The sequence below is a fragment of the Alkalilacustris brevis genome, assembly GCF_003350345.1.
GTDB lineage: Bacteria > Pseudomonadota > Alphaproteobacteria > Rhodobacterales > Rhodobacteraceae > Alkalilacustris > Alkalilacustris brevis.
The window spans coordinates 198,427-220,017 of sequence record NZ_QNVJ01000064.1 but is presented as its reverse complement, the minus strand read 5'-3'; the positions used below and the strand labels follow the sequence as shown (position 1 = coordinate 220,017).

Annotated in this window: 18 protein-coding genes; 11 read left to right on the top strand and 7 right to left on the bottom strand. The window is 64.7% G+C overall.

The window, feature by feature from the left end:
- The first annotated feature begins 251 nt into the window (after positions 1–251).
- Positions 252–1,253, top strand: a complete 1,002-nt coding sequence (locus tag DQ229_RS10550; protein WP_162300833.1) for a Gfo/Idh/MocA family protein — start codon at positions 252–254, stop codon at positions 1,251–1,253.
- Positions 1,254–1,392: 139 nt separating this feature from the next.
- Here the strand turns inward: DQ229_RS10550 and DQ229_RS10545 are convergent, their stop codons facing one another.
- Complete coding sequence (locus tag DQ229_RS10545; RefSeq protein ID WP_162300832.1) at positions 1,393–2,487, bottom strand: C4-dicarboxylate TRAP transporter substrate-binding protein; 1,095 nt, start codon at positions 2,485–2,487, stop codon at positions 1,393–1,395.
- A 253-nt stretch (positions 2,488–2,740) separates the two neighbouring features.
- On the opposite strand from DQ229_RS10545, the gene DQ229_RS10540 reads away from it, so the two are divergent.
- The 3 genes from DQ229_RS10540 (at position 2,741) to DQ229_RS10530 (ending at position 6,624) form a co-directional block, all read left to right on the top strand.
- Entirely contained in the window at positions 2,741–3,358 is a 618-nt protein-coding gene (locus DQ229_RS10540; protein ID WP_238381034.1) for a TRAP transporter small permease, read from the top strand.
- Complete coding sequence (locus tag DQ229_RS10535; RefSeq protein ID WP_114966213.1) at positions 3,358–4,668, top strand: TRAP transporter large permease; 1,311 nt, start codon at positions 3,358–3,360, stop codon at positions 4,666–4,668. Before DQ229_RS10540 ends, DQ229_RS10535 begins: the two co-directional genes overlap by 1 nt.
- Positions 4,669–4,950: 282 nt before the next feature.
- Positions 4,951–6,624 carry an FAD-dependent oxidoreductase gene (locus tag DQ229_RS10530; protein ID WP_238381033.1) on the top strand — a complete coding sequence of 558 codons (1,674 nt, stop codon included), beginning with the start codon at positions 4,951–4,953 and terminating at the stop codon, positions 6,622–6,624.
- Between the two features lie 159 nt (positions 6,625–6,783).
- Here DQ229_RS10530 and DQ229_RS10525 read toward each other — a convergent pair whose 3' ends face one another.
- Both DQ229_RS10525 and DQ229_RS10520 read right to left on the bottom strand, forming a co-directional pair.
- Positions 6,784–7,263, bottom strand: coding sequence for a MarR family winged helix-turn-helix transcriptional regulator (locus tag DQ229_RS10525; RefSeq protein ID WP_202909555.1), 480 nt, complete (start codon positions 7,261–7,263; stop codon positions 6,784–6,786).
- 120 nt (positions 7,264–7,383) lie between these two features.
- Positions 7,384–8,043 carry a dienelactone hydrolase family protein gene (locus DQ229_RS10520; RefSeq protein ID WP_114966211.1) on the bottom strand — a complete coding sequence of 220 codons (660 nt, stop codon included), beginning with the start codon at positions 8,041–8,043 and terminating at the stop codon, positions 7,384–7,386.
- Between the two features lie 530 nt (positions 8,044–8,573).
- Between DQ229_RS10520 and DQ229_RS10515 the strand changes: the two genes are divergently transcribed.
- Positions 8,574–9,371, top strand: coding sequence for an alpha/beta fold hydrolase (locus DQ229_RS10515; RefSeq protein ID WP_114966210.1), 798 nt, complete (start codon positions 8,574–8,576; stop codon positions 9,369–9,371).
- A 148-nt stretch (positions 9,372–9,519) separates the two neighbouring features.
- On the opposite strand, the gene DQ229_RS10510 is transcribed toward DQ229_RS10515, so the two are convergent.
- The gene (locus DQ229_RS10510) at positions 9,520–9,795 is read right to left on the bottom strand and encodes a tripartite tricarboxylate transporter substrate-binding protein (RefSeq protein ID WP_114966209.1); all 276 of its coding nucleotides are present in this window, start codon (positions 9,793–9,795) and stop codon (positions 9,520–9,522) included.
- 130 nt (positions 9,796–9,925) lie between these two features.
- Positions 9,926–10,633, bottom strand: a complete 708-nt coding sequence (locus DQ229_RS10505; protein WP_114966208.1) for a fumarylacetoacetate hydrolase family protein — start codon at positions 10,631–10,633, stop codon at positions 9,926–9,928.
- Between the two features lie 411 nt (positions 10,634–11,044).
- Between DQ229_RS10505 and rpsD the strand changes: the two genes are divergently transcribed.
- From rpsD to DQ229_RS10490, 3 genes are all read left to right on the top strand, one after another.
- Positions 11,045–11,665 carry a 30S ribosomal protein S4 gene (gene rpsD, locus DQ229_RS10500; protein WP_114966207.1) on the top strand — a complete coding sequence of 207 codons (621 nt, stop codon included), beginning with the start codon at positions 11,045–11,047 and terminating at the stop codon, positions 11,663–11,665.
- A 216-nt stretch (positions 11,666–11,881) separates the two neighbouring features.
- Positions 11,882–12,967 carry a histidinol-phosphate transaminase gene (gene hisC / locus DQ229_RS10495; RefSeq protein ID WP_114966206.1) on the top strand — a complete coding sequence of 362 codons (1,086 nt, stop codon included), beginning with the start codon at positions 11,882–11,884 and terminating at the stop codon, positions 12,965–12,967.
- Positions 12,967–13,899, top strand: a complete 933-nt coding sequence (locus tag DQ229_RS10490; RefSeq protein ID WP_114966205.1) for a prephenate/arogenate dehydrogenase family protein — start codon at positions 12,967–12,969, stop codon at positions 13,897–13,899. The genes hisC and DQ229_RS10490 overlap by 1 nt, the downstream gene beginning before the upstream one ends.
- Positions 13,900–14,047: 148 nt before the next feature.
- Here the strand turns inward: DQ229_RS10490 and DQ229_RS10485 are convergent, their stop codons facing one another.
- Entirely contained in the window at positions 14,048–15,046 is a 999-nt protein-coding gene (locus DQ229_RS10485) for a DUF2125 domain-containing protein (RefSeq protein ID WP_114966204.1), read from the bottom strand.
- Positions 15,047–15,109: 63 nt separating this feature from the next.
- On the opposite strand from DQ229_RS10485, the gene DQ229_RS10480 reads away from it, so the two are divergent.
- From DQ229_RS10480 to DQ229_RS10470, 3 genes are all read left to right on the top strand, one after another.
- A complete protein-coding gene (locus tag DQ229_RS10480; RefSeq protein WP_114966203.1) occupies positions 15,110–15,649 on the top strand; it encodes a gamma-glutamylcyclotransferase in 540 nt (179 codons plus the stop codon).
- A gap of 95 nt (positions 15,650–15,744) precedes the next feature.
- Positions 15,745–16,947 carry a biopolymer transporter ExbB gene (locus tag DQ229_RS10475; protein ID WP_114966202.1) on the top strand — a complete coding sequence of 401 codons (1,203 nt, stop codon included), beginning with the start codon at positions 15,745–15,747 and terminating at the stop codon, positions 16,945–16,947.
- Positions 16,948–16,950: 3 nt separating this feature from the next.
- Entirely contained in the window at positions 16,951–18,993 is a 2,043-nt protein-coding gene (locus DQ229_RS10470; RefSeq protein ID WP_114966201.1) for a peptidoglycan -binding protein, read from the top strand.
- Between the two features lie 190 nt (positions 18,994–19,183).
- Here DQ229_RS10470 and clpA read toward each other — a convergent pair whose 3' ends face one another.
- A complete protein-coding gene (gene clpA / locus DQ229_RS10465) occupies positions 19,184–21,508 on the bottom strand; it encodes an ATP-dependent Clp protease ATP-binding subunit ClpA (protein WP_114966200.1) in 2,325 nt (774 codons plus the stop codon).
- Positions 21,509–21,591 lie beyond the last annotated feature (83 nt).

The window sequence follows — 21,591 nt, the reverse complement described above, 5'->3', positions numbered from 1 at the left end:
CAAATTCCCCAGGCCACAGCTTCGCCGCAGATTGGGCTGCCTGTCTCACCGTATGCAGGTTCGAGGGGAGCCGCCCGTTTCTTCCCATTCGCACTGAACAGTTGATCGGGGCAGTATCCGGTTTTCCGATTGCGGCCATAAGGGAAAATGGTTTTTGCGGACTCAGGTGGCGGGCTATGGTCGTGCGTGGCGGAGGTGCCGGGTGGCGCGGCCGCGGTAACGATCTGACCAACCAGGGAAGGAAGAAGGCCTTGTTGAATATCGCCGTGATCGGCTTCGGCTGGTGGGGAAAGCATATCGTGACACGACAGCAGGGGAATGCGGCGCTGCGGGTGCTGGCTGTGGCCGAGCCGCAGGAAAACCTGCATAAAGATATCCGCGCGCTGGGCGCCGCGCCGGTGGCGAGTTTCGAAGAGGCGCTCGCCAATCCCGAGGTTCGGGCAGTGGTGCTGACCACGCCGCATATGCTGCACGAAGAGCAAGTGCTTCAGGCCGCGGCTGCCGGAAAGCACGTGTTCTGCGAGAAACCGCTGGGCATGACAGCTGCCAGCGCCCGGCGGTCTGTCGCCGCCTGCCGCGATGCCGGGCTTGTCCTTGGTATCGGTCATGAACAGCGCTTTGTCCCCGCGATGCAACGGTTGCGCAACATGATCGAACGGGGTGAACTGGGAACGATCATGCATGCCGAAGCCGCCTTCAGCCATGACAAGCTGGCCGGGGTGCCGGCAGGAAGCTGGCGCACCTCTAAAGAGCTGTCTCCCGGCGGTGCGATGACGGGCATGGGCATCCATCTGACCGATCTTCTGTGGTGGATGCTGGGGCCGGTGGAAAGCGTTCAGGCCCAGGTGCGCGACCGGCTGCTTGGCTGGAGCACTGGCGATATGGTCGTGGCGCAGCTCAGCTTCGAAGCGGGCATGACCGCGCATTTCAGCGCAATCCTGAAGACCCCCCATTTCATGCGCTTTCAGGTCTTTGGCTCGGAGGGTTGGGTCGAGGTGCGAAACGGCACCCACCCTGATACGCCCGGCGGCATCACCGACTGGTTCCATTCACCAAAAGAAGGCGTGGTGAATCACGAACCCTTCGACTGGAACGATGCGGTTGTCGAGAATCTCGAGGCTTTCGCGGCGGCGGTCGAGGGCCGAGGGCCGCGCCCCTGGTCCGATACGGAACTGATCGGGAATATCGCTGTCTACGAGGCGATCTGTCGCTCAGCCGACAGCGGCGAAACGGTGCGGCTTGCCGATCTGTGAATATCTGGAGGGAGAAGGCGCTTGCGGCTTGCCGGCTGTTCGGTATCCGCAACGTCGCGGGCTGCGTGAAGCGTAGAGTGCGGCCCGGAGGGCAGGCGGAGTTATCCTGAAACTCCGCTCACCGCTCCAGGCCGTATTGTCAGTCGAGCACGTAGGGGTGCGGCCATTCATAACCGCTTGCCTCCACCGCCTCCAGGAAGGCCGCAATGACCTCGGTGCCCGGAAGGCCGCGGCTATCGGCTTCCTGCGCCTGAATGCGCGGGTAATCCGCCAGCGAGGCCGCCCATTCGTCGATCGTCTCCTGCGGCAGTTCGCGGATGACCGCCCCGGCCTCTTCCAGCCCGATCAGGCCGCGTTCCTGGGCTTCGTCGAGAGCATGGCCCGAGCGGGCTTCATACTCGCGCCCGACCTCGAGGATGATCTGCTGAACGTCTTCGGGCAACCTTGCCAAGGTGTTGCGATTGACCGTAAGCCCGTTGACCATCATCGGGCCGAAGCCGATCAGCGTGTAGTTGGGCGAAGGCTCGTAGTAGCGAAAGCCCAGATAGGCCGAGGGGAACATCAGCCAGCCGGAATAGATGCCGGTCTGCATATTCATGTATCCGTCGGGCAGAGTGGACTGCACCGGAACGGCACCGGCATATTCGAGCCAGGGCAGGTTCGGCCCGGCACCACCGATCCGGACCCCTTGCAGGTCGCTCACCGCATCCCACGGGTCAACCGTGCCGAGGTGGTAGTTGTCCCAGCCTGACAGCCCCAGCAGGATCTGGTTGTAATCGGTCTCGAACACTTCGGTCAGCCAGGGGTGGGCGTCATAGACCGTGCGGGTAATCTCCATTGCCTCGGCCGAGCTTTGCGGGCCGAACGGGGCGTAATAGGGGAAGTTGTGCAGGAACAGTTTCGACGGCTCGAAGCAGAAACAATAGGCGCCGAAGTCCAGTAGCCCCGATTCGACAGCTTCCAGCGTGTCGGCGACACCGGCGATGGTGCCGCCATAACCCTCGATGAAGGTCACGGTATGTTCGGTCTCTTCCGCGACCCGGCGCGTGACTTCGGGCACGAAGAAGTTCTCGACGAGATTAACGTAGACCGAAGGCCCGGACGGGTGGCCCGAGCCGATTCTGAAGGTGAAATTGTCTGCCGCCGCCAAACTCGGGGCCGTGATCAGCGCAGCGACGCAGCCGCCAACAAAAAACGCCCGCGACGGGGATGATCTGGTTCCATCACACTTCATTTCACATTCTCCTCCCAGCTGTGGATTCCCCATTCATGGCAGGGTGGTCTTGCGAGCGCACACCCTGCTGCAGGGGCTTGTTTATCACTCGCTCATTATTATCGACTCGGTTGGGTGCGTCAATTCCCTAGTTTTCCATGAAGCTGCCGCCACGCCTTGTGGCGATGCACCTGGTCGCAGGACGGATTGCCACTTGTTAATTATCGGATGATTAATATTGTTGCGCAAAACTGCGGCTTTTTTACCTCAGAGGGTGTTTCGCGTGCCGCGGGAGGAGAATGCGACCGCATACGGGGAGGAACGCATGCTGATACGCTCGTTTGTTACACTGGCGCGTGGGATCCATGTGATCTCGGCGTTTTGGGTGTTGTTGCTGGGTTTCGGTATCGTGGCCGATGTGATCGGCCGGGGGTTTTTCAATTACCCCATCCGCGGCACGACCGAGGTGATTCGAAGCTCCGTCGTGGCGATCACCTTTCTGCAGCTGCCACTGGCGATATTTTCAGGCTCCATGCTGCGCACAGAAATCTTCGCCGATCAGCTGGGTTCGGTCGGCCGCAAGATTCTGCGGACGGCGTCGTATATCCTTGGTGCCGCTCTGTTCGGGATGATCGCCTATGCTGCCTGGGATGCGGCGTGGTTCGCCTTCAGGATCGGCGAATATGAAGGCGAGGGGGCGCTGCGGGTGCCGACATGGCCGGTGCGGTTCCTGCTGATCGGAACCTCGATTTTCGCGGCCTTCGCGTATCTTTCCATGATCTGGCTCGACTGGACCGAGCAGCTGGAGTGGGAACTGGCCTATCCCGGCATATTGAGCTTCGATTCAACCGCCGCGGCGGTGATTTCCTCCGACAAGAAGGATGTGAACTGATGGCGGCGGAAATCGTCCTCTACATGATTGGGCTCCTGGTGGTTCTGGTGCTGCTGGGCATCCATATCGCTGTGGCGCTGGCCCTGACCAGCGTGCTCGGCATCTGGATAATGCTGGGCAGCTTCGATATCGCGCTCTCGCTTCTGAGCACCAGCGCCTACGAAGCCATCCGCAGCCAGGTCTTCATCGTCATTCCGTTGTTTGTGCTGATGGGCGATTTCGTCTCCAAGTCGGGGGCGGCGGGAGATCTCTATCGTGTCTGCAACCGTGCCTTGCGGCGGTTGCCGGGGCGGCTGGCAGTGGCCACGGTCGCGGGGAACACGATTTTTGCAGCGGTGACGGGTGTTTCGATCGCCTCGGCCGCGGCGTTCTCGCGGATCGCCTATCCCGAAATGCTCAAGCTGGGCTATCGCAAGGAATATGCCGCCGGCGCGGTCGCGGGCAGTGCCTGCCTCGGGATGCTGATCCCGCCTTCGGTGTTGCTGATCGTCTGGGCCATCCTGACCGAAATGTCGGTAGGCGCGCTGTTCCTGGCCGGTGTCATACCGGGGCTGATCCTGGCGCTGCTGTTCATGGGCTATTGTGTCATCACCGCGTATCTCAACCCGTCGATCGCACCGCCCGCGCCCTTGCGCAGCGATGATGAGCCCACCGACTGGCGCGAGATCATCGGCGCGACCGGCATTCTGGCGCTTGTGGCCCTTGTCATCGGCGGTATCTGGGGCGGGCTGTTCAATCCTACTGAGGCCGCAGGTTTCGGCGCCGTCGGCGCGCTGGTTCTGGGGCTGGTCAAGGGAATGCGCGGGCGTGATGTGATGCAGGCCATATACAGTGCCGGCCGCACAACTGCCCCGATCATGTTCCTGTTGATCGCGGCGACGATGTATTCGCGGTTGCTCGCCATGGGGGGCGCGGTGAACTACATCCAGAGCTTGTTTCTTGGCCTGGGCGGCGGGGTGATCGTCGTTGTTCTGCTGATGGTGCTGATCTGGCTGTTGATGGGCATGATCATCGACTCGATTTCGATCATCCTGCTCACGGTGCCGATCTTTGTGCCGCTGGCCATGTCTTTCGGGATCGATCCGTTCGCCTTCGCGATCTTCGGAATCCTGGTGATCGAGGCAGGGTTGCTCACACCGCCTTTCGGCTTGCTGGTCTACACGGTGAAAGGCGCCGTTCCGGACCGCGACCTGCGGCTGGGGCATATTTTCAAGGGGTCTATTCCCTACTGGATCATGATCCTTGTCACCGCGTCGCTGGTGATCCTTTTCCCTGCCCTGGCGATCTGGTTGCCCGGCATCGCATTCTGATCCAACAGGAGTGTGCCGAACGATACTGGAGATACGACCGCCCTCGAGGGAATCCACATGCCAAGGTGGTTTCAAGAGGATTCAATAGGGGGCGGCCACGTCTACTGAATCCCTCCTGCCCGATGACGGTGATGGGCAGATCGGGTTCCGGAATTTCTGTTCAAGTGACGCGGCAGACACCAAAAAATGCCTGTGTGGTCCGGGTGCCATGAGCGCGGCACATCCTTGACAAAAAGGTATGGTCACCTTACCGATTTTTCTGAAACTGACCGGGAGGCGCAGGTGAGCGAATTCGATGTGGATGTTGCGGTCGTGGGCGGCGGGCCGTTCGGGCTGATGCTGGCCAATGAGCTGGGACGCCGGGGCGTGAGCGTGGCGCTGTTCGATCAGAAAGCTTCGACCGCGACCAATCCGCAGGCCAACGCCACCCAGGCCCGCACGATGGAGCATTTCCGCCGGCTGGGCTTTGCCGATCAGATCCGCAGCCTTGGCCTGCCCGAGGATTTCCCCACCGACATCGCCTATTTCACCCGCTATGCCGGGCACGAACTGGGGCGCTTCCGGCTTCCCAGCGCGAAGGAGGCGCGCGAGAAGGTTCTCAATCTGTCGGGCTCGTGGAGCGCCGCCGAACTGCCCCATCGCGTGTCGCAGAAATTCGTGGAGCAGGTCTTGCGCGAACAGGCCGAGGCGCTGCCCGGTGTGTCGATCTCGTTCGGTATGCGCATGACGGCGTTCGAGGATCGGGGCGATCATGTCACCGTGCATGTCGAGGCCACCGACGGCACCGGGCAGAAAACCGTCACCGCGCGGTATCTGGCGGCTGGGGATGGTGCGCGCTCGATGGTGCGGGAGACATTCGGCTTCCGCTACGAGGGCGATCAGGGCGCGGTGCGCGATTTCTTCGGCGGGCGGATGTATGCGGTCTATCTGGATGCGCCCGATTTCTACCGCGAGGTGCCGCACCCGCCCGCCTGGATGAACGTCACCTTCAACCGTGACCGACGGGCCTTCATGGCGGCGGTCGATGGCAAGGGAGAGTTCGCCTTTCACACCCAGTTGCGCCCCGGCGAGGACGAGGCCGCCATTACCGATGAAGGCGCGATCGCGCTTTTTCGGGCGGCGGTCGGTCGACCCGTCAAGGCGCGGCTGCTGGCCAAGGGCAGCTGGACGGCCGGCTACGCGCTGGTGTCCACCGGGTTCCAGCGCGGCCGCGTATTTCTGGGGGGCGATGCGGTGCATCTGTTCACCCCCGCGGGCGGGCTGGGCTACAACACGGCAGTGGATGACGCGGTCAATCTGGGCTGGAAGCTGGCCGAGTTCATTCGCGGCACTGCGGGCCCCGCATTGCTGGACAGCTACGAGGTGGAACGCCGCCCCGCCGCCATCCGCAACACCGGCTATGCACGCGGCTTCGCCGATTCCCTTGGCGGCTATGTCGCCCCGCCCGAGATCGAGGACGACAGCGCCGAAGGCGAAACGGCCCGCCGCGAAGCCGGCGCCTATCTGGAAGCCCATGGCCGGGCCGAATTCAACATCCCCGGCATCACCTTCGGGGTACGCTACGAGGGATCGCCGATCATCGCGCCCGAGGCGGGCGACCCGCCCCCGGATGCCGCCGACAGCTATGTGCCCACGGCCCGGCCCGGCGGGCGCGCGCCGCATCTGTGGCTGGAACCGGGTGTGTCGCTTTACGATCGTTTTGGCTTTGACTGGACGCTGCTGCAACTCGGCCCCGATGCCCCGGACGCCACGCCCTTTGCCGAGGCCGCGCGCGAGATGGGCCTGCGCCTGCGCGTGGTGCCGATTGCCGGCGCCGAGGCGCGCGACCTCTACGAGGCCGGGCTCGCGCTGATCCGACCCGACCAGGTGGTCGCCTGGCGCGGCGCGGAGGCAGCCGACGCGCGGCAGGTGCTGAAACGCGCGCTCGGGTTTCACGATGCCGCGGCGCAGTCATGATCTCGCTGCTCGTGGCGGTGGCCGCCGTCTGCTTCTGCCCTGCCACCAGATTTTCGGTGCCAATGTCGTGAATGACACCTTCACCTGAGCGGGCCTGTGCCCGTCAGGTATTTCGGCCAGCTCATCCGCCCTGGTGTGATCGAGGTTTCGCCTGGCGCGTTACTCCTTGCGGTCGGCGCATTCGGCCGCATAGAGCTTGAGGGCCTGCTTGAGCTGCGCCAGTGCGGTCGGGCCGATGACTGCACTCATCTCGCGCTCGGCCGTCCGCACGCTTTCGCCGAAAGCGTCGAGCCAGCGCAGGCCCACCGGCGTGAAGGCGATGATCTTCGCCCGTCCATCCGACGGATCCGGCCGGCGCTCCACAAGACCGGCCAGTTCGGTATGTGCCACGAGTTCACGCATCGATTGCTTGGTCATGTCTGCGCGCGCGGCAAGTTCCGTGAGGCGGTTTCCGGCCTTGTCCAGATGTCGGGTCAGGTTGACATGGGCCGTGCCGATCTCGCGAAACCCCTTCGCGTGCATCAATTCGATAACCCGCTGTTCAAAAAGCTTGGCGGCCTGGTTCATGAACCGTCCGACATTGTCCTGTCGCCAGCTGTCTGACGTCATCTGCTCTGTGCGCTTCTCGACCTTGACCATGCTGCACTACTGCCCGGCGGTTATCCGCTGGTCAAGCGTTTGGAGCCCATGCCGGGGGATGAACCCAGGATCAGCGGAATTACGCAACTGAATTCCCCCTGACATGCCACCCCGCCCGGTTCAGCCCAGGTGCATTGCCAGGAACGCGGTTGTGCGCTCATGTGCCAGTTCCGCGTTTTCGGCCGAATAGAAGCCAGGGCGCGCGTCATTGGCGAAGGCATGGCCGGTTTCGTACATGTGCACCTCCAGCGTCGGCCAGGCCTCTTTCGCGGCGGCGAGCATCTCTGCGGGCACATGATCGTCCTGCGTGCCGAAATGGCCCAGTACCGGTACGTTCGTGGACTTGTCCAGATACTGATCGAGCCGCGTGCCGTAGAAGGCGACGCCGCAGGCTATATCGAGTTCCTGCGCGGCGCGGATCGCCAGCCCGCCACCCCAGCAGAAACCCATGACGGCCACCTTGCCGCCAGGCGCCGCCAGCGCCTTCACGGCAGCGTCCACGTCCATCATGGTTTCATCCAGCTTCGAGGCCATCATCATCTCGCGCCCTTCCGAGCCATCGGCGAAGGGAATGACCGCGTCGCGGCGCTGCCGGTCGAACAGGGCCGGGATCGCGACATTAAGCCCCTGGGCCACATAACGGTTTGCAACGCCCTTGAGCTGGTCGGTCACGCCGAAGATTTCCTGCAGGATGACCAGCCCGCCACGGGCGGTGCCTTCGGCGGGCTGCATCCAGCAATCGAGCGTATGGCCATCAGCGGCCGTCAGGGGGGTGTTCATGGCTGTCTCCTCCGTTGGTGCCAGCGCCTCGCCAGCGTCCGGGCTGCGGCCGGCACATCCGTGTCAGGGCAGGTTCGAAAACTTTGGCCAAACCGATACCTGAATACTTGTTATTGTATTTCAGAGAGATGCAAGATTTTTCCGGACACTGTTCGGGACTTTGCGCGGAACGTTGCGAGCATTTCCGCCCGCGGAGGAGAGAATTAAGCGAACGGAGAACCATCACGACACTGCAACTGAAATTCGACCGGCCAACCGCGTGGCGGTTGCTTCGGTGCCTCTGGACTTCGTCAAGCAACGGGTGCCTTGGGGCTGGCCTTGCAGCCGAGACGGGTTACGGCGACCGGCAGGCTGACCTTGGGCCCCCGCGCGCCTCTGACCAGCGGGGGCCTGCGGCGCGGATATTTTCTTCACAGTGAAGAGATGGGCGTGGCCTGGGGCAGCGGCCTGGGCGCCCTCGGCGGCCCGTGCTTGACCCCGCCTTGTGCCGCGGGCAAGCAGGGGGATATTGTCGGGTGTGAGGGGATGAGATGCTGGCACGGCTTTCGAAGCTTCAGCTTTACTATGATGTGCAGGGCGCGGACGGCGCGGCGCCAGTGCTGTTGGTGCATGCGCTCGGCGCCGATGGCGGCATGTGGAGCGATCAGATGCGCCCGCTGCTTGAGGCCGGGTATCAGGTGATCCGGCTCGACCTGCGGGGGCATGGCGGCAGTGATGTGCTGCCTGCGCCCTACAGCATGGCGGAGCTGGCCGATGAAATCGCCGAATTCGTGCTGCATTTCGGTGCGGGCCCGGTGCATTACGTGGGGCTGTCGCTCGGCGGTATGTGCGGGCAGGGGCTGGCCATCCGGCACCCGGAATGCCTGCGTTCGCTGGTGACATGCGATGCGTTGCCCGCCGCGCTGGGGAATGCTGCCGAAATCTGGGGGCCGCGGATCGAGAAAGTGCGGCGTGAGGCATCCTGCGAAGGGATCGCAGACGCCACGGCGGCGCGCTGGCTGACCGCGGAGTTCCGCGCCGCGCGCCCCGAAACCTGGCGGCGCATTCGCGATACGGTCGCGGGGACACACCCCGAAGGTTACATCGGCTGTGCCCAGGCGATCAGCGATTTCGATTTCGTTCCGTGGCTGCCGGAGGTGCGCCTGCCGGTGCTTTCCTTGTGCGGGGCCGATGATCCGGCGGTCCCGCCCTCGGAAGGGCGGCGTATTGCATCGCTGGTTCCCGCTGCGCGCTTTGAGGTGGTTGAGGGGGCGATGCACTTTCCCAATCTTGAGCAGCCCGAGGCCTTCAACCGGATTCTGCTGCACTGGCTGGCGGCGCAGGGCTAGGCTGCGTCTGCATCGCAAGGCTTGTCGAGCGACGCAGAAATGCGCCGCCCGACCGTATCGCCTTAATGCAGAACGATATTCGCGCGTTCCACCAGATCGGCGTTGGCTTCGATCTCGTCGGCGATGAAGGCGCTGAACTCCTCGGCTGTCATCGGCATGGCTGCACGTGGATGTTGGCCAGCCGTTCGGCATTGGCATCGTCGGCCAGTGCTTCGAGCACGGCGCTGTTCAGCGAGTCGATGATCTCCTGCGGTGTGCCGGCAGGCGCGAACATCCCGGCCCAGAACACATAGCGGGTATCGGGATAACCGGCCTCGGCGGTGGTGGCGCCCAGCGCGCCGAAATTCATCGCGCCTGGGGCTTCCTGCGTGAGTGTCACCAGCGTATCGAGGCTGTCATAACCCTTGCCCGGGATTGCCGTCATGATCAACTGCGAGTCCCCCGGCGCCGCGACGGGCTTTTGCCAGTGCGTTGCATTTCCTGAAACACCGTTTCGGAGTCAACACGAGTACTGCGCGAAAAAGGCGGGATGGCCAGCCTGGTTCGAAGGCCGCTCAAACAACCCGGAAGGTGATCTCGCCCACGCCCTCGACACCGCCCCGCAGGACATCGCCGCGCTCCACCGGGCCGACGCCGGCAGGCGTGCCGGTCATGATCAGGTCGCCCGCGCGCAATTCGAACAGTCCCGACAGGATCGCGATCATTTCCTGGGTCTTCCAGATCATCTGTTCCAGATCGCCCGCTTGGCGGCGCTCTCCGTTCACGTCTAGCCAGATCGCGCCCCGCGCGGGGTGGCCGATCTCGCTTGCGGGGACCAGCGGGCCGCTGGGCGCGGAATGCTCGAACGCCTTGCCGACCTCCCAGGGGCGGCCCAGCTTCTTGGCTTCCCCCTGCAGGTCGCGCCGCGTCATGTCGAGTGCAACCGCGTAACCGTAAACACAGTCGAGCGCTGCTTCGGCTGCGATATCGCGCCCCCCTTTCGAAAGGGCCACCACCAGTTCGACCTCGTGATGCAGGTCGCGGGTTGCGGGAGGGTAGGGAAAGTCCTCGGTCCCGGTTAGCAGGTTGTCGGGGTTCTTCTGGAAGAAGAAGGGCGGCTCCTTGTCCGGGTCATACCCCATCTCCACGGCATGGGCGGCATAATTGCGTCCGACGCAATAGATGCGATGCACCGGGAAGCGCATGGCACTGCCCTGCACCGGCAGGCTGGCCTGTGCGGGTGGTTCGATCACGAAGGGGCCGGTGTTCGGCTGGTTGGACATGTCTTGCGTCTCCTTCCTGGCTTCGGATGCCTTGCGGGTATGGCCCCGCCCGCATCGGGGGCGCTGACAGCGATTTTCCGCGCCATGAATGTCACGGCCCGCGCCCGTCTGCCAGACAATAGCGGACGCGCCGGGGCATTTCGGCGCTCTGCCTCTTCACCTTGGTAACAATATCCTCGCCGAAGGCATCCGGCACTGGCCACTGGCGACTGCCGAGACCCTGCCGCGCGGCGCTTCGGCTATTGACTCCCCCGGCCTGCCTTGTATAAGCGCGCCCTGTTCCGACGGGCCTGCGGCCTTTCGGGGCGAAATTGGTGTTGATGGCCCCCGCAAGGGGATGCCTGTCGCCCAAGGGCAGATCGGCCCGCGGGAAAGGACAACGCCCTTCATGTATGCTGAAGGAGACCAGACGTGACCAAACGCACGGCTGCCAAGTACAAGATCGACCGCCGCATGGGCGAAAATATCTGGGGCCGCCCGAAAAGCCCCGTGAACCGCCGCGAATACGGCCCCGGCCAGCACGGCCAGCGCCGCAAGCAAAAGCTTTCCGATTTCGGCACCCAGTTGAAAGCCAAGCAGAAGCTCAAGGGCTACTATGGCGACCTGACCGAAAAGCAGTTCCGCCGCATCTATGCCGAGGCCGAGCGTGTCAAGGGCGACACCGGCGAGAACCTGATTGGCCTGCTGGAGCGCCGCCTCGACGCGGTCGTCTACCGCGCCAAGTTCGTGCCCACTGTCTTTGCCGCCCGCCAGTTCGTCAACCATGGCCATGTCGAGGTGAACGGCAAGCGCGTCAACATCCCCTCCTATCGGGTGAAGGAAGGCGATGTCGTCACCGTTCGTGACAAGTCGAAGCAGCTTGCCATCGTGCTTGAGGCCGTGGGCCTGGCCGAGCGCGACGTGCCCGACTACATCGAGGCGGACCACTCGAAGATGGCCGCGACCTTTGTGCGCACGCCCAGCCTTGGAGATGTGCCCTATCCGGTGATGATGGAGCCGAACCTGGTCGTCGAATTCTACGCCAAGAACTGATCCGCCACTGCGGATCGCAAGGCTCGGGCCGCCCTTCGGGGCGGCCTTTTGCGTTGCGGGCGGACGGCGGGTGCGTTGCCTTGGTTCGGGCCTGCAATTGCAGGGCTGCAACGCCTGCGCACAGAATGGCGCAACGCGCCCGGCTTTCGGCGGCAAGCCGCTGGTCAAGCCCGCTGGCCCCGGCTAGAAGGGCGCTGTTCCGCCGGAGTAGCCACGATGAGCAGTCGCATTCACCCCCAACCAGGGATTCTGGAAATCGCGCCTTACCAGGGGGGCGAGTCCCGTCTCGACGGTGTGCGCGATGTCGTGAAACTCTCGTCCAACGAGAATCCCTTCGGCGCCAGCGAAAAAGCCATGGAAGCTTTCCGGCGCTGCGCCCACAGCCTGCATCGGTATCCGTCCTCGGATCATGCGGCTTTGCGCGCGGCGATTGCCGAGGCCTACGGCCTGGATGCGGGACGGATCATCTGCGGCGCCGGCTCGGACGAGATCATTACCTTTCTTTGCCAGGCTTATGCCGGCCCTGGCGACGAGGTGCTTTATCCCGAACACGGTTTCCTGATGTATCGCATCTCGGCGCTGGCGGCGGGGGCAACCCCGGTCGAGGCCCCCGAGACCCGGCGCACTGTCGATGTCGATGCGCTGCTGGCGGCCTGCACCCAACGCACGCGGCTGGTGTTCATCGCCAACCCGGCCAATCCGACCGGGACGATGGTGCCGCTGTCCGAACTCGAGCGGCTCGCAGATAATCTGCCGCCGCAGGCACTTCTGGTTCTCGATGGCGCCTATGTCGAATACGCCGAGGGCTATGATGGCGGCGCCGGGCTGGCCGACAGCCGCGAGAATGTCGTGATGACGCGCACCTTCTCCAAGATCTACGGGCTGGGCGGGCTGCGCATCGGCTGGGGCTATGGTCCGGCCGAGGTGATCGCGGTGCTCAACCGCCTGCGCGGGCCGTTTAACCTGTCGACCGCGCAGATCGAGACCGCGCTGGCCGCGGTCGGTGATCAGGATCATGTCGAACGCTGCCGCAGCGAGAATGCCCGGCTGCGTGCCTGGCTGGTCGAGGCGCTGCGCGAGGCCGGCGTGGAATGCGACGACAGCCAGGCAAATTTCGTGCTGGCGCGCTTTGCCAGTTCTGACGAGGCCGCCGCCTGCGATGCCCATCTGCGGGGCGAGGGGATGATCGTGCGCCGGGTCGATGGCTACAAGCTGCCCGATTGCCTGCGCATCACCGTGGGCGACGAGCCCTCGTGCCGCCGGGTAGCCCATGCCATCACGCAGTTCCGGAGACAGGGCTGATGGCACAGCGTTACCAGCGGGTCGCGTTGATCGGGCTTGGGCTGATCGCCTCGTCCATGGCGCTGGCGATGCGTCGTGCCGGGCTGGCGGGCGAGATCACCGGCACCGCCCGCAGCCGCGAGACGCGCGAGATCGCGCGCGAGTTGGGGCTGTGTGACCAGGTTTTCGACACGGCCGCCGAAGCCGTCAAGGGCGCCGATCTGGTGGTGCTGGCTGTGCCGGTGGGCGTGATGGGGGCGCTGGCCCAGGAGATTGCGCCGCATCTGGCCGAGGGCGCGACGGTGACGGATGTCGGCTCGGTCAAGCAGGCGGTGATCGACGCGGTCGCGCCGCATCTGCCCGAACATGCGCATTTCATCCCCGGTCACCCCCTTGCCGGCACCGAACATTCCGGGCCCCGCTCAGGCTTTGCCGAACTGTTCGTCAACCGCTGGTGCCTGCTGGTGCCACCGCCGGGCACCGACGCGGAGGCGCTGGCCCGGCTGCGTGCGCTGTGGGAAGACATGGGCGCCCATGTCGACGAGATGGATGCCGCGCATCACGACCTGGTGCTTGCCGTGACCAGCCATGCGCCGCATCTGATTGCCTATACGATGGTGGGCGTGGCCGATGACATGCGCCGCGTCACCGATCAGGAGGTCATCAAGTACTCGGCCGCGGGCTTTCGCGATTTCACCCGCATTGCCGCCTCGGACCCGACCATGTGGCGCGACGTGTTTCTGACCAACCGCGAGGCGACGCTCGAGATCCTGGGCCGGTTCACCGAGGAACTGTTTGCCTTGCAACGGGCCATCCGCACCGGCGATGGCGACCATCTGCATGCCTATTTCACCCGCACGCGAGCCATCCGGCGCGGTATCATCGATGCCGGGCAGGATACCGACGCGCCGGATTTCGGGCGCATGATGGCCAAGCCGAAAAGCGGTGGTTGATGCGCGGCGGGGCCGCCCACGGGCCTGAAGGAGGGCTGGCGCGGCGGGCCTTCGGCCCTTGGCCCCGCGCCAGTGCCTCCGGCGGGGATATTTTTTTCCAAGAAGAAGGCGCGCGCTGTCGGGGAGCTAACGGAGCCGCGCAGCTGGTTCAGGGCAGTCGCGGTGCCGGTCCCAGCGGGAGCGCGCCCAGCCGCATCTGACCGTTGGAAAAGTGCAGCGGCACTTCCAGCACGCCTTCGCGGCCGCCGTGATCCTCGAGCACCTGCAAGCCGCGGCTCCAGGTTTCAGCGGCTTCGGGATGCACGAATTCCGCGGCGACCGCGAGGTCGAGCATCGCGCGCCAGTTCTCCGCTTCCAGGGTGATCTTGCCCTCGGGTATGCCGTGCCCGTCGAATTCCAGGCGCCCTTCGCCACGCAGCATCAGTTCGCCCCAGACAAGACGCAGATCACGCAGGTCAACCGCAGTGGGGCGTGGCGGGGTGCCTCCGGCGGCGCCGTGCCGGTTCAGCGGTGCATCGAAGGCCACCCGCATATCCAGCCGCAGCCCGTCGATGCGGGCGGGCTGAAGGCCACGCGGATCGACCCCCGCGCGCCAGGCCGGATCGGGCGAGAGATCGAGCAGTTCGAGCGCGATCTCGTGCAGGGCGGACTCATCGCCAACCTTGCGGCTTGCCAGCCGCAGTGTCTGTGCTGCCGCCTGCCAGCCACGATCCGAGCGTAGCTCCATCGCGTTGCCCACCAGAGTGATGCGATCGATGTCAAGCGCGGTGCCGCCGCGCAGTACGAGGCTTGCGCGCAGGTCGTCGCTGCTGATGTCGAGCATTTCGCCGTTCAGTTGCAGGCGTTGGGTATCGGGCCAGACGGCAATCAGGTGGTTGGGCCGATAGCTGAGCGCGTAAACCTTGAACTCCGGCGCCTGCCAGCCGCTGCGGCTCGTGCTGTCATAGACCAGTGGCGCCGAGACCTTCAGGTCGAACCGGTTGGGGAAACCGCCCACATCGATACCTGCGTGGCTTGCAGTAATCGCACCGCCGTTCCGGGCTGCGAACCAGGCTTTGGTGTTGCTTTCGACGGCCCGCGCCCCGACAAACCAGTATCCACCCCAGACAATCGCCAGGAGGGCCACTCCCGCCAGAACAATACGCATGAAAGGCCTTTCGTCTTGCTTCGCGATCCTGTTTACAGGCGCCGAAGGACAAGGGCCAGTCACATGGACAGGAGCAACCTCTGGGTTTTCGGGTACGGATCGCTCATCTGGGATCCGGGATTCGATTTCGTTGAGCGCAGGCTTGCGCGGCTCGAGGGATATCACCGATGCTTTTGCATGCGCTCGGTGCATTATCGCGGCACGGCGCAGGCGCCGGGGCTCGTGCTGGCGCTCGACCGGGCCGAGCGGGCCGTGTGCCGCGGAGTGGCCTATGGTGTGCCCGCCGAGACACGCGAGGACGTGCTTGCCTATCTGCGCGAACGCGAACTGATTTCCTATGCCTATGTCGAGACCCTTCAGCCGGTGTTGCTGGAAGGCGGCACGCGTGTCGAGGCGGTGACATATGTCATCGACCCCGCGCACGAGCAGTATTGCGGCGGTTTGAGCCTGGAAGAGCAGGCAAGGATCATCGCCCGCGCCGAAGGGAGGCGGGGGCCGAACCGGGATTATCTGCTGAACACTGCGGCGCAACTAGCCGAATTGGATATCGAAGATGATGAAATCGCCTGGCTGGCCCGCCGCGTGCGCAGCCTGAACCCGTAACGACAAGCTGAAAATGCGTCATCCGATTGCCGGTTGGCATGACTGCGGTGCGCGCGTATCTTTCCGCCCGAGCAGCAAACAGGTAGGACGGGTCCATGAAACGACCCAGAAGAGACCCGGAACCGCAATTTTCCCACCCGGTGCGACAGATCACGATGATGCTCGTGGTGCTGGCGCTCTGCGGGGCGGGAGCCTATCTGGCCTTTCCGCGGGTTTCCGGGGTTTTTCTGGCCAATGTCTGGCTGAACGGGTTTATCGCCTTCGTCTTCGTGATCGGGGTGTTTGCCTGTTTCTGGCAGGTCTTTCAGCTATCGTCCTCGGTAAATTGGCTCGAGGGCTTCGCGGCCGAGCGCCCGGGCCATGAGATCACCATCGCGCCGCGCCTGCTGGCGCCTCTGGCGGCGCTTTTGCGCGGGCGTGGGGCGCGCAGCCATATCAGTGCCAGTTCGGCGCGCTCGATCCTCGATTCGGTGGGCACCCGCATCGAGGAAGAGCGGGACATCACCCGCTATATCATCAACCTGCTGATCTTTCTCGGGCTTCTGGGCACCTTTTTCGGGCTTGCGATGACGGTGCCGGCGGTGGTCGAGACCATCCGCTCGCTCGCACCGACCGAGGAGGAGGGCTCGCTCGCGGTGTTCGATCAGCTGATGACCGGGTTGGAGGCGCAGCTCGCCGGGATGGGCACGGCCTTTTCATCGTCGCTGTTGGGGCTGACGGGGTCGCTCGTCGTGGGGCTGCTGGAGCTGTTCGCGGGGCACGGGCAGAACCGCTTTTACCGTCAGCTTGAGGAATGGCTGTCCTCGATCACCCGGCTGGGGCATGTCGCCGGCGATGGCGACAGCCCCGCCGACACCAACCTTGTCGTGGGGGTGCTGGAGCAGACAGCCGAACAGATCGATGCCCTGCAGGAGGTCGTCTCCGCCTCTGAACATAACCGGCAACGGATGGAAGAGCAGCTTGCCGGACTGACTCATGCCGTCACATTGCTGGTCGAGCGGATGGGGGCGGCCCCGGCAGACCAGTCGGCCGAGGCATTGGCCCGTCTGGCCGAGGGGCAGGAACGCCTGATCGCGGCGCTCGAGGCCCGCCCCGCCGCTGGAGACGATGCCGGCCTGGATGCCGAAACGCGGATGCGCCTGCGTTCGATCGATGTGCAGCTTCTGCGCATTTTCGAAGAAATGGCTGCAGGTCGCGAAGAAACCATCACCGACTTGCGCGGCGACATCGCCCATCTGACCAACGCCGTGCGCCAACTGGCACGCGGCACCGGAACGGTCACGGGCCGGGGAGGCTGAGCCATGGCGCTATCCCGACGCAGCGGGCAGCGCTTTACCGCGTCGATTTGGCCGGGGTTTGTCGATGCGATGACGGTGCTGCTGCTGGTGCTGTTTTTCGTGCTGTCGATCTTCATGATCGTGCAATTCGTGCTGCGCGAAACCATCACCACCCAGGACACCGAGCTTGATGCGCTGACGCTGGAGGTGGCCAGCCTGACCGATGCGCTGGGTCTTGCCCGCACCAACGTCGAGACCCTGGAGGCCGAAGTGTCCAGCCTGAGCGACAGCCTGGCCACCAGCCAGGCCGAGCGTGCGGCGCAGGCGGCGCTGATCGCGGGGCTGAACGCGCGCATCGCCGAACGCGAGGCGGAACTGGGTGCCGCGCAGGCGCGCATCGCCAGTTTCGAGGAGCAGGTCGCCACCTTGATTGCCGAGCGCGACACGGCCCGCGCCGAAGGTGTGGCCATGGCCGCCGATATCGCCGAACTGGAAGCCGCGCAGACCCGGCTGATCTCCGAACAGGAGGCGCTGCAACTGGCGCTGGCCCGCGCCCGCGATGAAATCGACGAACAGACCGAGGCCGCGCGCCTGGCGGCGGCCCAGCGCGAGGCGGTCGAGGCCGCGCTGGCCGAGATGCAGGCCCGGCTTGAAACCCGTGAGGCCAGCCTCGCCGATGCACTGGCCCGGCTCGAGGCGTCGGAAGCTGATTACGCGACCCTGGCGGCCACCTTGTCCGAGCGCGAGGAGGAGCTGGACGCCGAACGCGTTGCCCGGCTGTCGGAACTGGCGCTGCGCGAGGCGCTGGCGGCCCGCGCCGAGGAACTGGAAGCGCAGATTGACGATGCCGAGGCCGCGCGTCTGGCCGAACTGGCGGCGGCGGAGCGCCTGCGCGCGCGCCTGGCCGATGTCGAGGCCAGCCTGAGCGACGAAGAAGCCGCCGCGCTGGCCGCACAGGCCGCGGCCGAGGCCCTGCGTGCGCGGCTCGAGAATGCCGAGGCCGAACTTACCGCGATGGCCCTCAACCTTGAGGCGCAACGACGCGAGGCCGAGGAAACGCTGACCTTGCTGGCGGCTACCCGTCAGGCGCGCGATGACCTTGATGCACGTCTGGCCGAGGCCCTGCTTGCGCAGGAGGACACCGAGGCTGCGCTTGCCCGTGCCGAGGAGTCGCGCGCGCAGCTTGAGGAACGGCTCGCGGAGTTCGATGGCAGCCAGGAAGACCTGCGCCAACGGTTGATCGCGGCGCTGGCGGCCCAGCGTGTCGCCGAGCAGGCGGCCGAAACGAGCCTTTCGCAATCTGAGCAGCGCGCCGCCCTTCTGGTCCAGGCCGAGCGCGAACTGGCTGAGGCCCGCAGCCGCGCCGTGGGCAGTGAAGAGCGCGTGGCGCTGCTCAACCAGCAGGTTGCGGCGCTTCAGCGTGACGTTGCCGCGCTGCAGGCCCTGCTCGATGACGCGACCGAGCGTGACCGCGAGGCGCAAGTCCAGATCGAGGCGATGGGCAGCCAGCTCAATGCGGCGCTGGCCCGCGCTGCGGCCGAGGCCCGCCGGCGCGCAGAGCTTGAAGAGGCCGAGCGGCGGCGTCTCGAGGCAGAGGCGCAACAGCTGGAGCGTTACCGGTCGGAGTTCTTTGGCCTGCTGCGCGAGGTTCTGGCTGGGCGCGAAGGGGTGCGTATCGTCGGCGACCGCTTCGTGTTCTCCTCCGAGGTTCTGTTCGAGCCCGGTTCGGCCGATCTGGCCGCGGAAGGGCAAGACCAGATCGCCGGGGTGGTGGAGACATTGCGCGGCGTCGCCGACGAGATCCCCGAACAGATCGATTGGATCATCCGCGTCGACGGTCATACCGATGACATGCCGCTTTCCGGGGTCGGGCCGTTTGCCGACAACTGGGAACTCAGTCAGGGCCGGGCGCTTTCGGTTGTGCGCTATATGATCGACGTGCTCGATTTCCCGCCTGGTCGACTGGCGGCGACGGGCTTTGGCGAATACCGACCTGTCGCGAGCAATGCCACCGCCGATGGCCGGGCGCAGAATCGGCGGATCGAATTGAAGCTGACCGAGCGCTGAAAGCAGGCCGCCAGGCAGCCGAGCACCGCCTTGCAAATCTCCTGGTGAAAATATCCTCGCCGAAGGCGGCACGAGGGTCATGGCCCGCGCGTCGTTTCCACCCCGGGCGGGTTCCGCCTGTGCCGGGGATGAAAAAGGGGGCGCAAATCTGCGCCCCCTAAATCTGAGTTTCCAGTGTTTCTTTTCCGGCTTAGTCCGCCGTCAGCAGCGGTGGCTTGTTGCCCGAAAGCCGGGGTGCCTGGGGTTCGGATATGTCGAGCGTGATCTTGCCATCCTTCAGCCCGACATGAACGACCCCACCCTTGGCCAGCCGCCCGAACAGAAGCTCTTCGGCGAGCGGTTTCTTGATATGCTCCTGGATCACGCGGCCAAGCGGGCGTGCGCCCATTCTGTCGTCATAACCGGTTTCGGCCAGCCATTCGGCAGCTGCGGGCGTCAGCTCTATGGTGACATTGCGATCCATGAGCTGCGCTTCGAGCTGCAGCACGAATTTCTCGACAACGCGCAGGATCACCTCTTTCGACAGCGGCGCAAAGCTGATGACAGCATCCAGCCGGTTGCGGAACTCGGGCGTGAAGGTGCGCTCGATGGCGGCGGTGTCCTCGCCCTCTCGCCGGTCGCGGGCAAAGCCCACGGCCGATTTCGCCTGCTCGGAGGCGCCCGCGTTCGAGGTCATGATGAGAACCACGTTGCGGAAGTTGACCTTGCGGCCGTTGTGGTCGGTCAGGCTGCCATGGTCCATGACCTGCAACAGGATGTTGAATACATCCGGATGCGCCTTTTCGATCTCGTCCAGAAGCAGCACGCAATGCGGGTGCTGATCGACCCCGTCGGTCAGCAGGCCGCCCTGGTCGAAGCCGACATAACCCGGCGGCGCCCCGATCAGGCGGCTGACCGCGTGCTTCTCCATGTATTCCGACATGTCGAAGCGCAGCAGCTCCACGCCCAGCGTATCGGCAAGCTGCTTGGCCACCTCGGTCTTGCCGACGCCGGTGGGGCCTGCGAACAGGTAGTTGCCGATCGGCTTTTCAGGCTCGCGCAGCCCGGCGCGGGCCAGCTTGATCGCCGATGACAGAGCCTCGATCGCCTGCTCCTGCCCGAAGACGGCGCGCTTGAGGTCCGATTCGAGGTTGCGCAGCACCTCGGCATCGTCCTTGCTGACGTTCTTGGGCGGGATGCGCGCGATCTTGGCGACCACGGCCTCGATCTCTTTCGGGCCGATGGTCTTGCGGCGCTTCGATTCGGCAACCAGGTGTTGCGCCGCGCCGGCCTCGTCGATCACGTCGATGGCCTTGTCGGGCAGCTTGCGGTCATTGATGTAGCGAGCCGAAAGCTCGACCGCGGATTTCACCGCGTCCTGGGTGTAGCGGATATCGTGATGCTTCTCGAAATAGGGCTTGAGGCCTTGCAGGATCTTGATCGTGTCCTCGACCGAGGGTTCGTTGACGTCGATCTTCTGGAAGCGCCGCGACAGCGCGCGATCCTTCTCGAAATGCTGGCGATATTCCTTGTAGGTGGTCGAGCCCATGCAGCGCAGCTTGCCGCCCTGGAGCGCCGGTTTCAGCAGGTTCGAGGCATCCATCGCCCCGCCCGATGTGGCGCCGGCGCCGATCACGGTGTGAATTTCGTCGATGAAGAGGATCGCGTCTGGGTGATCTTCGAGTTCCTTGACCACGGCCTTCAGCCGTTCCTCGAAATCGCCGCGATAGCGGGTGCCGGCCAGGAGCGCGCCCATGTCGAGGCTGTAGATGGTGGCCCCCGACAGCACGTCGGGGGTTTCCCCGCGCACGATCTTGTAAGCCAGCCCCTCGGCGATGGCGGTCTTGCCCACGCCAGGGTCGCCCACCAGCAGCGGGTTGTTCTTGCGTCGGCGGCAAAGCACCTGGATGCAACGCTCGACCTCGGCCGCGCGGCCGATCAGCGGGTCGACATCGCCTTTCTGAGCCTTGGCGTTCAGGTCCACGCAGTATTTCGCAAGCGCGGTATCGCTGGCCTCGGCGGCGGTTTCGCCCGCGGCCTGCTCTTCGTCGCTGTCGCTGGCGCCGGTGATGGGGCGGGTCTCGCCAAAGCCGGGATCCTTGGCCACGCCATGGGCGATGAAATTCACCGCGTCATAACGGGTCATGTCCTGCTCTTGCAGGAAGTAGGCGGCGTTCGATTCGCGTTCGGCGAAGATGGCCACCAGCACATTGGCCCCTGTCACTTCCGAGCGACCCGAACTCTGGACATGAATGGCCGCACGCTGGATCACCCGCTGAAAGGCGGCTGTCGGCACGGCCTCGTTCCCTTCGATATCGGTGACGAGGTTTGAAAGATCGTCCTCGATGAAATCGAGCAACGTCTTGCGCAAGGCTTCCAGGTCGACCCCGCAGGCACGCATGACCTTGGCCGAATCCGGCTCGTCGATCAGGGAGAGCAAGAGGTGTTCCAGAGTCGCCAGTTCATGCCGCCGCGCGTTGGCCAGCGCCAGCGCGCCGTGGATCGCCTGCTCCAGAGAGTTCGAAAACGATGGCACGGTGCGTGCTCCTGTTCCTGTGGCCGGAGCGGGGCTGGCACCCCGCTGACGACCGTGTGCCTGTAGTCTTAAAGTTCGGTGTT

What these genes read in the sequence shown, in the direction of transcription:
- DQ229_RS10545 (WP_162300832.1), bottom strand. Translation starts at nt 2,487, where the DNA reads ATGAAGTGTGATGGAACCAGATCATCCCCGTCGCGGGCGTTTTTTGTT.
- DQ229_RS10535 (WP_114966213.1), top strand. Translation starts at nt 3,358, where the DNA reads ATGGCGGCGGAAATCGTCCTCTACATGATTGGGCTCCTGGTGGTTCTG.
- DQ229_RS10525 (WP_202909555.1), bottom strand. Translation starts at nt 7,263, where the DNA reads ATGGTCAAGGTCGAGAAGCGCACAGAGCAGATGACGTCAGACAGCTGG.
- DQ229_RS10520 (WP_114966211.1), bottom strand. Translation starts at nt 8,043, where the DNA reads ATGAACACCCCCCTGACGGCCGCTGATGGCCATACGCTCGATTGCTGG.
- DQ229_RS10515 (WP_114966210.1), top strand. Translation starts at nt 8,574, where the DNA reads ATGCTGGCACGGCTTTCGAAGCTTCAGCTTTACTATGATGTGCAGGGC.
- DQ229_RS10510 (WP_114966209.1), bottom strand. Translation starts at nt 9,795, where the DNA reads ATGACGGCAATCCCGGGCAAGGGTTATGACAGCCTCGATACGCTGGTG.
- DQ229_RS10505 (WP_114966208.1), bottom strand. Translation starts at nt 10,633, where the DNA reads ATGTCCAACCAGCCGAACACCGGCCCCTTCGTGATCGAACCACCCGCA.
- hisC (WP_114966206.1), top strand. Translation starts at nt 11,882, where the DNA reads ATGAGCAGTCGCATTCACCCCCAACCAGGGATTCTGGAAATCGCGCCT.
- DQ229_RS10490 (WP_114966205.1), top strand. Translation starts at nt 12,967, where the DNA reads ATGGCACAGCGTTACCAGCGGGTCGCGTTGATCGGGCTTGGGCTGATC.
- DQ229_RS10485 (WP_114966204.1), bottom strand. Translation starts at nt 15,046, where the DNA reads ATGCGTATTGTTCTGGCGGGAGTGGCCCTCCTGGCGATTGTCTGGGGT.
- DQ229_RS10480 (WP_114966203.1), top strand. Translation starts at nt 15,110, where the DNA reads ATGGACAGGAGCAACCTCTGGGTTTTCGGGTACGGATCGCTCATCTGG.
- DQ229_RS10475 (WP_114966202.1), top strand. Translation starts at nt 15,745, where the DNA reads ATGAAACGACCCAGAAGAGACCCGGAACCGCAATTTTCCCACCCGGTG.
- DQ229_RS10470 (WP_114966201.1), top strand. Translation starts at nt 16,951, where the DNA reads ATGGCGCTATCCCGACGCAGCGGGCAGCGCTTTACCGCGTCGATTTGG.